This window comes from Bacteroidales bacterium, from assembly GCA_013314715.1.
In the GTDB taxonomy this organism is placed as follows: Bacteria; Bacteroidota; Bacteroidia; order Bacteroidales; family GWA2-32-17; genus Ch61.
Genome location: JABUFC010000064.1, coordinates 1 through 11524 on the forward strand (window position 1 = coordinate 1; position 11524 = coordinate 11524).

Genomic DNA, 11524 nt, shown 5'->3' on the forward strand with positions numbered 1-11524 from the left:
CTATGCAAAACTCCTTTTTCATCATTACGAACATATAGAAGCAATCTAAAAATTATTGAATAAAAAGATTGATTTTTTAATCGCATTAACGAATACTGTTGTTTTATTTTAGTTTTGCAAAGGTCTCAATCTTTATATTTGTTTTTGTATTGATACAAATAAATGAAGAACGAAATTATTATATATCAGAACGAAGATTCTTCCGTAAAAATTGAAGTCAGAATCGAGAATGATACCGTTTGGTTAAATATAGAACAAATAAGTAAATTATTTGGAAGAGATAGAACAGTCATCAATAGACATATAAATAATATATTTAAAGAGGGTGAATTAAAAAAAGAAGAGGTATGTGCATATTTTGCACACACCACTCAACATGGTGCACTTAAAGGTAAAGTACAAACAAAGAATTTAGAATATTACAATCTCGATGTAATAATTTCTGTTGGTTATAGAGTTAAATCCCAACGAGGAATCCAGTTTCGTATTTGGGCAAATAAAGTTTTAAAAGAATATTTGCTGAAGGGCTATGCAGTTAGTCAGCGTTTTGAGCGTATAGAGAACGATGTACACAACATAAAAAAAGAACTTGGAGAAATAAAGCTGCAACTTAATACTTCTTTAACACCAGCATATGGAATTTTCTATGACGGGCAAATTTTCGATGCGTATGCTTTTGTATCAGGAATTATAAAATCGGCAAAACAAAAGATAGTTTTAATTGATAATTACATTGACGAAAGTGTTTTGCTTTTACTATCAAAACGAGACAAAGACGTAAAGGCAACAGTATTCACTAAAAATATCTCTAAGCAATTGGAACTTGATGTTAAAAAGCACAATCAACAGTATTCTGAAATAGAAATTAAATTATTTGATAAATCTCACGACAGATTTCTAATTATTGACAACCAGATAGTCTATCACATCGGTGCTTCCATAAAGGATTTAGGGAAAAAATGGGTGGCTTTTTCTAAAATGGACATACAAAGTTTTGAAATATTACAAAAACTTTAGGCATAAAATAGTATGCAGACGATTTACATATAAAAGAATAATGAAATTTAATATTCACTTCAACAATAGTTATCTTAGCCTCTGGCTCAGCGTTGACCCGATGAGCGATAAGTATCCCAGCCTTAGCCCGTACAACTATACAGCGTGGAATCTATTTCTTTAATAACGAATGTACTGTTTTTCCGAATAAAGCCTAAGAAAGAGTGATGTAACATAAATATTTTTTAGATATTAACCTTTTACCTAGATTACACATTAGAAATGTGTAAACGATAAAATGCTTGTAATCAATTTCTAAATTTCTTGTCATTCTGAGCCTTTTGACTTGCCCGTCATTCTGAGCTTGTCGAATTGCCCGTCATTCTGAGCTTGTCGAAGAATGACCCCAATGCTCATTTCGGTTGTGTGTAGTGTAATACCTCGACAGGCTCGGTATGACGGTGGGTGTAGGGTTAATTACTATAAAAATATTACTATTTTTATTAGCCTGGCTGAATTTGTTTATTCATCTCACTTGGGTTTAATTTGAATGATTTTCATCATTTAATTACCCAACTCAAGAAATAATTATTTTTTTCAAACAACTTTTTCTATCTTTATATCGTCATTGTAAAAAATCATAATATGAAGATTATTTCTATTTTTATTTTTTCATTTTTTGTGGTTTATCTGAATGCACAGATTTACACAGGGAAAAATGCTACCAGCATCATTGAAAATGCTGAAAAAATAATGATAAAACAACCCAATACTTTTCCATCGTATATTGAATTTAGGAAAGATGTTGCAATCTCTATCGAACAATTGCTCCAGAAATGGCAAAAAGAATTTCAATTAGAATACCGCTTGCTATATAAAGAAAAAGATCAACTAGGTTATGAGCATATTAAGTATCAGCAAACAGTCAATCAAATACCTATAGAGTGGGCAACTTTTACTTTTCATGTAAAAAATCAAAGCGTTGTATCATTTAGCGGAAATCTATATAAAAACATCATCGTTGATGAAAAGACTTCGATTCTTTCTTTTACTGAAGCCTTAGAAATAGCTAAAAATATTCACCATGCGCAGCTATATATGTGGGAAGATGCTAACGAAGAAACACTTCTAAAAAAAATGCAAAAAAATGAACAAGCAACTTACTTTCCGAGCGAACAAAAAGTTTGGTTTGCTTCGAATAACAAATTAGAATTAGCTTATAAAATTACGCTTTATTCAAAGTTCCCATTATCTAAAAAAGATTATTACATCAGTGCCCAATCGGGTAGTGTATTAAAACAGATAGATAAAATTCAAACCACCGATGTGCCGGGTACAGCCGTAACTCGATACAGTGGAACACAAACCATTACAACCGATTCTTACAATGGATCTTATCGTTTGCACGAATCGGTAAGAGGCAATGGCATATTTACTTACAACATGCAAATGACAGCCGACTATGGATCTGCTGTCGATTTTACCGATGCCGATAATTATTGGAACAACGTAAATGCACAACAAGACGAAGTTGCTACCGATGCACATTGGGCTACCGAAAAATATTACGATTATTTGTTTAATAATTTTGGCAGAAACAGTATCGACAACAATGGTTTTGCGTTATATAATTATGTACATGCCGATTTAACTGCATTTGGAATGTCGAGCAATGTCAATGCTTTTTGGGATGGTCAGCGTATGACTTATGGAGATGGAAATTCTACCTACTCGCCTTTAACAACAGTAGATATTACCTGTCATGAAATTACTCATGGATTAACAGAATTAACCGCCAATTTAGTGTATGCCGACGAATCGGGTGCATTAAACGAAGGCTTTAGCGATATTTTTGGTACTGTAGTTGAATTTTATGCAAAACCTTCTCAAGCCAATTGGACCATAGGCGAAGATATTGGCGCCGCTTTCCGTTCAATGGCCAATCCCAATACATATAACGATCCCGATACTTATCAAGGAACCTATTGGGATTTTAATAATGAAGTGCATCAAAACTCTACCGTGTTAAGCCATTGGTTTTATCTAGTTTCGCAGGGCGGAAGTGGCACCAACGATATAGGCAATGCTTATTCTGTAAATGGCATTGGTATCGAAAATGCAGCAAAAATCGCGTACCGGATGTTGGTATATTATTTATCTCCTAATGCTACTTATTCCGATGCGCGTTTTTATGCCATTGTAGCCGCTGCTGATTTATTTGGATCCTGCTCGCCCGAAGTCGAAACCGTTACCAATGCTATGTATGCAGTGGGAGTGGGTCAAGCTTATCAGCCCAATGTGGTGGCCGATTTTTCAGCTTCGGTCACACAAACTTGTCAGGCACCATTTACAGTTCAATTTATCAATAATTCTTTAAATGGCTCAACTTTCTATTGGGATTTTGGCGATGGAACAACAAGCACCGATATCAACCCACAACATACCTATTTAATAAATGGCGAATTTTCTGTTCAGTTAATGGTAGATGGAGGAGCTTGTGGCAGCGATACTATAATTAAAAGTAATTATATTTCTATTAATCCACAAAATCCTTGCATTGTAATTATGCCTTTAAATGGAACGAGTGCTAATATTAACTCGTGTACAGGTACTTTATACGATGGGGGTGGACCTACCGGAAATTATATTGATAATGCCGATGCCATAGTTACTATTGCTCCATCTGGAGCCAATAGCATAACGTTGTCGTTTAATGTTTTTGATATAGAACCGGGTAGTGGTAGTTATTGCGATTACGATTATGTTGAAATTTTTGATGGACCTAGTACATCAAGTCCATCTTTAGGAAGATATTGCAATACCACTGGAGCACCGTCAACCATTACTTCAACAGGAGGGAGCTTAACTATTTTACTGCATTCAGACCCCGGAGTAAATAAGGCAGGTTTTGAAGCTACATGGACATGCGAAATACTAAATACTGCACCGGTAGCACAATTTAATATACAAGCCTTGAATCAATGTTCTGGTATTGTAATGTTTATGGATCAATCGTTGCATAGTCCAACTTCGTGGCTTTGGAATTTTGGAGATGGAACTACCTCTACACAACAAAACCCAACTCACGAGTATTTAAACAACGGCGATTACGATGTTCAATTGATTGTATCGAATATGTATGGTAGCGATACCATTCTCTATAATAATATTGTAACTATTGCAAGACCCGAAACACCTATAGTGTGGGGTGATACCATTTGCTATAACGAATCGGCAATGCTCATATCGAACGGCAGCGGAACTCAATTATGGTATTCCAATAGTAACGATACAATACCTGTTTTTGCAGGTGATACGCTTTATACTCCCTTATTAAATCAAACTACTACTTTTTGGGTACAAAATGCTCATCTTAATCCATCACAATATGTAGGAGATAATCGATATAATTCAGACGGTGGATATTATAATAATTCAACACAACATTACATTGTATTCGACTGCTTTACCGAATGTAAATTGGTTTCGGTTTTTGTTAATGCAGGATCAGCCGGCAACAGAACGATTACTCTAAATAATTCACAAGGCAATGTGTTGCAAAGTAAAACGGTTTACATACCTGCCGATACATCAAGAGTTATATTGAATTTTGATTTACCAGTACAAAACGATTTAAGATTGATGGGACCACCCAACCCTAATTTATGGAGAAATAATAATTTAGTTGCTTTTTATCCTTACGAATTACCTGGTATTTTAACCTTAAAATCGAGTAGTGTTCAAAATAACCCAACCGGTTATTATTATTTCTTTTATAACTGGGAAGTAAAATTGCCCGATTGTTACAGCGCAAAAGTTCCTGTTGTGGCATACGTAGATAATTGCAATGCTATGTCATTGGTTCAAATAAAAAATTATAATGTATTTCCTAATCCGGCTAACGATTTTATAAATTTTCAATGGAATAGTGAAATGAATATTAAAGCCATATCGTTGAGCGATGAATTAAGAAGAACGTACCCGATTACACTTATTAATAATGACAATAATTACAAAATTAATGTAAGTCATCTGTCCAATGGTATTTACTTTTTACAACTAGCGAATGATAAAATTAAGTATGTAACTAAGATTTGTATCAATCATTAGTCCTATTTTGTAATTTGTTTATCAAAAAAATGATTTGTGTCAACAATATAAGGCGTTGACAATAAGAAAGATATATTTATTTTAAAATAATAACAATCTGTAATTAATTCATTTTATTGACTTTTTTCATTAAATGCCGTAACCTTGTTTAAATTTTTATCGTAAAAGTACGTGTTACATAAAAAAATATATGAATACAATAAAATAATAAATAACTAAACCAAATCGTTATGAAAAAAGTTAGCTACTTTCTTTTGGGGTTGATGTTTGCTTTACTTTATACGGTACAAGCATATGCACAACCAAGTAAAGGAGGAACTCCTCCTAGTTTCTCCATTCAATCGTCAACCGATGTTTACGAAGAAAAAATCGTAGAACCTATCGATGTCGATAAAGCGATACAAGAAGACGCAACTCGAGGTGGTGTATTATGGGCAGGGCGTTCAATACCGGTTGATTTTAATATGTCAAACTCTGGTACATGGACCGTAATGCCTGATGGTACTAAAATTTGGCGATTAAAAATAACGACTACAGGAGCCAAGGCATTGGCACTTGCTTACGACCATTTTTATATTCCCAAAGGTGGTAAGCTTTTTATTTATAATGAATACAGAACACAAGTGTTAGGCGCATACGACGAAACAACTAATCCAAGTGGAGGACTTTTTTCAACAGAGCTTGTTCAAGGTTCTATAATTAATATTGAATATGTCGCTCCTAAAGAACTCCCTTTTAAAGCAGAAAAAAATAAATTTAATGCTAAAATAGAGGGCGATAAAATATCTACTACAGATTTAACCATAAAATCTGATAAACCTAATATTGAAATTTCTGAACTTGTTTATGTATATCGCGATGTTCCTTTTCTTGATCGGTATGATATAACCAAACAAACAGGATTTGGTGCTTCTGGCAGTTGCGAAGTAAATGTTAATTGTTCTCCCGAAGGAGATAATTGGCAGACCGAAAAAAGGGGCGTAGCCGAAATATGGTTAAAAAATGGAACAAGTTGGGGATGGTGTACAGGAGGTTTAGTTAATACTACCAATAATAGTGGAATTCCATATTTTCTTACAGCCGACCATTGTCATGGTTTGCCCGATGCCGGCGAACCGTATGCTTCTGCTGCTGATATGAATCAATGGCAGTTTTATTTTAACTACGAATCAGCAACTTGCTCCAATCCTGGTACAGAACCCGCATATAACACTATTACGGGTTGCACATTAAAAGCATGTAGCCCTTTGAATGGTGGCTCAGATTTTTGCTTGGTTCAATTAAATACAGCACCCCCTCAATCCTATCATCCTTATTACAACGGATGGGATAGAACCAATACTGCAGCGACCAGTGGGGTTGGTATTCATCACCCTGCCGGAGACATTAAGAAAATTTCTACTTTTACAGCATCAGCAACCTCTGCTACATTTAATGGTGGAACAGGAATGGTTTCTGCAACCAATGCTGAGTGGAATGTTTTATTTGTCGCTACTACCAATGGACATGGCGTTGTAGAAGGTGGGTCATCGGGTTCTCCTTTGTTTAATCAAAGTAAAAGAGTCGTAGGACAATTGTCGGGAGGTAGTTCTTCTTGTACTAATCTTTCAGGTTCTAATTTATATGGTAAATTCTGGTACGATTGGGATCAAACACCTGGAGGAACTGCTACACAGTTAAAAACATGGTTAGACCCCGTTAATTCAGGCGTTACAACCGTTAACGGTTATGACCCTTTTGCTGGTTATCCTGATTTTTATGCAACACCAACTACTATATACGAAGGGGGCTCTGTAAATTTTACCGATATTACCAATGGAGCTACTTCATGGTATTGGCAATTTGAAGGTGGTTCTCCAGCCACTTCTACTGCTCAAAACCCTACTAAAATCGTATATTATCAGCAAGGTACGTATAGAGTTTCATTAACAACAACAACGCCTGTAGCAGGAACCCAAACTATCGAAAAAGTTGGATATATTACCGTATTGCCAGGTTCACCAAATGTAACTATTTGGTGCGACGACTTTTCTGACCCTGCTAAATGGTCGATTATAAATCACTCAGGGGCAGCCAATCAAGTTTGGCAAATAACAGCCAATGCTCCAGTAGGTTCTTATAGTTCCACAAACCCCGGAAAAGTGAATTCTACATCGGGAGGAAATTATGCACTATTCGATTCAGATGGTATTACATCAACCAATGTTGAACAATGGTCGAGCGTTCAAACAACCACCGGTGTAAATTGCACAAATTACGGTCAAGTTATTCTTAAATTTACTGAAGCTTATACAAAATTTTATGATAGCACCTTATTATATGTAAGTACCGATAATTTTGCTACTTCAACCAGATATGTATTACATGAAGGGTTTGCGAATAATCAATCTGTTGGAAATGCTAATAATTATACCGTTGATATATCAGCTGCGGCCGCAGGATAGTCAAATGTAAGAATTCGATTTACGTTTAGAAGTACCCCTTCTACTATGGGATCAAATGCAGGTTGGGGATATGCCTGGGGAATTGATGATGTTTGTATGGAGGGAACTCTACCAGGTCATAGTTTGCCAGTACCTGACTTTACGGCTACTACAAGCAGAAAAATTACCACAGGACAAAGTGTAAGCTTCCAAGATTTATCACAAAATGCTACATCGTGGTATTGGGAGTTTGAAGGAGGCTCACCCTCTACATCAACATCACAAAATCCTACCAATATTGTATATAATAACGAAGGATATTTTAAAGTAACGTTAACGGCAACTAACCAAAATGGTTCAGTAACAAAGACAAAAACAGATTATATTCATGTCTTTTATAATTGTAGTTACGATTCTAATGTTCAAGACGATGATGATGCTTCGTATTATCTTGCTAATGGAACTTCTTATGCCGGAGGTTATACTCCCGGTCAGAATACGGTTGGTGTTACCAAATATGCCGATAAATTTACCATTGGTAATTTAACAGGAAAAGTTAAATCGCTTGCTGTTGCTGTGGCTATGGCAAGAGTTGTAAATGGAACTACCAATGTTCGCTTTACCATTTGGGACGATAATGCCGGTGTTCCTGGTACTGTTTTAGGATTTAAAGATGTGGCAGTTAAAGATTTAATTCAAGGTTATATCAATCATATCGAATTTCAGCCTGTTTCAGTAGGAAGCACTTTCTTCGCTGGTTTCGAATTACCATCGCCTGCTGCTGGACTAGATACATTTGCATGTTATTTGGCAAATGGAGGTGTGGGGAGAACCAATACTGCATATTGCTACAATGGAACGAATTGGGTTACTTATGAGTCTAAGTTTGGTATAAATGGATCATTATATATACTTCCCGAATTTTGTTACAATGTTCCTTCTTCAAGTTTGCCGGTTGCCGATTTTGCTGCTAGTCGAACACAAATAACTCCTGGGACAACTATTAGCTTTATTGATCAAACAACTGGTGGCACCGCTCCTACATCATGGTCTTGGTCATTTCCCGGCACAGGAGTTACTCCTGCTTCTTCCACTGTTCAGAACCCACCATCGGTTACTTATGCTAATGCAGGCTTATATGATGTAAGTTTAACAGCAACTAATTCTAATGGTTCCGATCAGGAAATTAAAGGTGGTTATATTCATGTAGCACCAGTTTCAAATATTGTTTATTGGAATTTCCCCAATAACCCTGATAATGCTACGGCTGATGGAGGTATTACTCCTAATTTAACTGCAACTATTACAAATTGGGGGGCACCAACTGCTCAAACTTATGCTACTGAGGGGGCTACTTCTCGTTGTGCAAGTACAACTAAATGGGACCAAACCAATTATAATAATAATTCAGGAACTTACGCTTGGTCAGTTACATTTACTACTCAGGGTTATACTAATATTAAACTTTCATCGAAACAAGCCGCTGGTTCTACGGACTCTCCTAGAGATTTTTCAGTATATTATTCAGTTAATGGTGGCGATTTTCAATTTTTAGCCGATGTGCCTCCTATGACAACCGCTAATAATTGGACTCAAGGAGTATTAAATAATGTTCAAATGCCTCCAGATTGCGATAATGCCGAATCCATTGAAGTGGTTTGGTATCAGACATCATTAACCAATGCTGCCGGTGGAACCGTTACGAATGCTGCATCAACTTCACTTATAGATGATATTTATATTACAGGTCAACAATGTAATACCTTGCCTGCTGCAGCTGGAACAATTACAGGACCTGCTACTGTTTGCCAGGGGGCTTCAGCTACCTATTCAGTTCCAACAATCACAGGAGCTTCTTCATATGTTTGGACTGTTCCAACAGGTGCAACCATTACATCCGGACAATATACCAATACCGTAACAGTTCAGTTTGCACAAGATCAACAAGCAGGAAATATTTCTGTTTATGGAGAAAATATGTGTGGCGTCGGAACTGCTTCAACCAAAGCTATTACTTTCAATCCGGTACCTGCCCGTCCTGGACCTATTTCTGGTAATCAGTCATTATTAAATGGTCAAACAGGTGTTGTTTACTCAGTGCCTGCTGTACCAGGAGCTACAAGTTATACCTGGACGTTACCCGGTTTCTTGACTATTACATCTGGGGCTAATACCAATTCTATAACAACAAGTGTTACTTGTCCGGGCGATTATGCAAATATGACCGTTCATGCTAATAATGCATGTGGAGCAAGTTTAGAATCATATGCATATACGGTGGGAGTTATTTGTAATCCTCCTTCTGTTGATTTTATGGCTGATAATACAAATGTTGTTGCCGGAACAACAGTTAATTTTTACGACTTGAGCTTTGATTATCCTACTTCATGGTCATGGTCATTTCCTGGTGGTACACCAGCAACATCGACCGCTAAAAATCCATCTGTTGTTTATAATACACCCGGAGTTTATGATGTTACTTTAACAGCAACCAATACAGTTGGTAATAGTACCTTAACCAAAACGGGTTATATTGTTGTTTCTCCTGCTCCTGTTGCATTGGTTTATTGGAATTTCCCTAATAATCCCGATAATGCAACTGCAGATGGCGGTATTGCTGCTAATTTAACTAAAACAATTACAGTTGGTGGTGGAGTAAATGCTCCAACATTTGGAACTGCTGGTGCAACAACACAATGTGCTTCGGCAACTAATTGGGCAAGTGGTGCCAATACAAAATATTGGCAAGTAAGTTTTACAACAACTGGATACGAATCAATTAAGGTATCATCTAAGATGACCGGAAACAATGCTCAGTCTCCTAGAGATTTTAAACTTCAATATAGTATTGATGGCTCCAACTTTACTGATGTTACAGGTGCTACCATGACATTAAGTTTAAATAATTGGACAAGTTCATCGGCTAACTTAAATAATGTTGTATTACCTGCAGCATGTAATAATCAGGCAACTGTTTATTTAAGATGGTTAAATACCTCAACAGTAGGTATTGGTGGTGGAGCAATAGGTACTGCAAGAGCTTGTTTAATTGATGATATTATTGTAATGGGAACTCCTTTGGCACCACCTATAGCTAATTTTACAGGTTCACCTACAACTATATGTGCTGGCCAATCCGTTTCCTTTACGGATGCTTCTTTAAATAGTCCGTCTTCATGGTCATGGTCATTTCCTGGTGGTACTCCCGCTACTTCTACAGCTCAAAATCCAACTGTTACATATAATACACCAGGTACCTATAATGTTAGTTTAACGGTTACTAATATTTCTGGGTCTGATACCAAAACAATAACGGGATATATTACAGTAAATGCTGCTCCTACAGCTGCGATAACCCCTGCAAGTGCAAGCATCTGTGCCGGTGGTAGCACCACCTTAACCGCCAGTGGTGGCAGCAACTACAACTGGAGTACCGGTGCAACGACCGCCGCTGTAACCGTAAACCCAGCTTCAACAACGACTTATACGGTAACTGTAACCAACGCTGCCGGTTGTACCGTAACCGCCAATGCAACGGTAACGGTCAATGCTTTACCGACAGCCGCGATAACTCCTGCAAGTGCAAGCATCTGTGCCGGTGGTAGCACCACCTTAACCGCTAGTGGTGGCAGCAGCTACAACTGGAGTACCGGTGCAACGACCGCCGCTGTAACCGTAAACCCAGCTTCAACAACGACTTATACAGTAACTGTAACCAATGCTGCTGGTTGTACCGCAACCGCCAATGCAACGGTAACGGTCAATGCTTTACCGACAGCTGCGATAACCCCTGCAAGTGCAAGCATCTGTGCCGGTGGTAGCACCACCTTAACCGCCAGTGGTGGCAGCAGCTACAATTGGAGTACCGGTGCAACGACCGCCGCTGTAACCGTAAATCCAGCTTCAACAACGACTTATACGGTAACTGTAACCAACGCTGCCGGTTGTACTGCAACCGCCAATGCAACGGTAACGGTCAATGCTTTACCGACAGC

4 protein-coding genes are annotated in these 11524 nt (G+C 37.3%); all 4 read left to right on the plus strand.

Features of this window, described 5'->3' with window-relative positions:
• The first annotated feature begins 162 nt into the window (after positions 1-162).
• The gene (locus tag HPY79_11480; protein ID NSW46424.1) at positions 163-1017 is read left to right on the plus strand and encodes a virulence RhuM family protein; all 855 of its coding nucleotides are present in this window, start codon (positions 163-165) and stop codon (positions 1015-1017) included.
• Between the two features lie 624 nt (positions 1018-1641).
• Positions 1642-5106: a M4 family metallopeptidase gene (locus tag HPY79_11485; protein NSW46425.1), complete on the plus strand. Its 3465-nt coding sequence runs from the start codon at positions 1642-1644 to the stop codon at positions 5104-5106.
• Positions 5107-5336: 230 nt separating this feature from the next.
• The gene (locus HPY79_11490) at positions 5337-7550 is read left to right on the plus strand and encodes a hypothetical protein (protein NSW46426.1); all 2214 of its coding nucleotides are present in this window, start codon (positions 5337-5339) and stop codon (positions 7548-7550) included.
• Positions 7551-7595: 45 nt separating this feature from the next.
• Positions 7596-11524: PKD domain-containing protein (locus HPY79_11495; GenBank protein ID NSW46427.1), on the plus strand; the 3929-nt coding region annotated here is incomplete at its 3' end.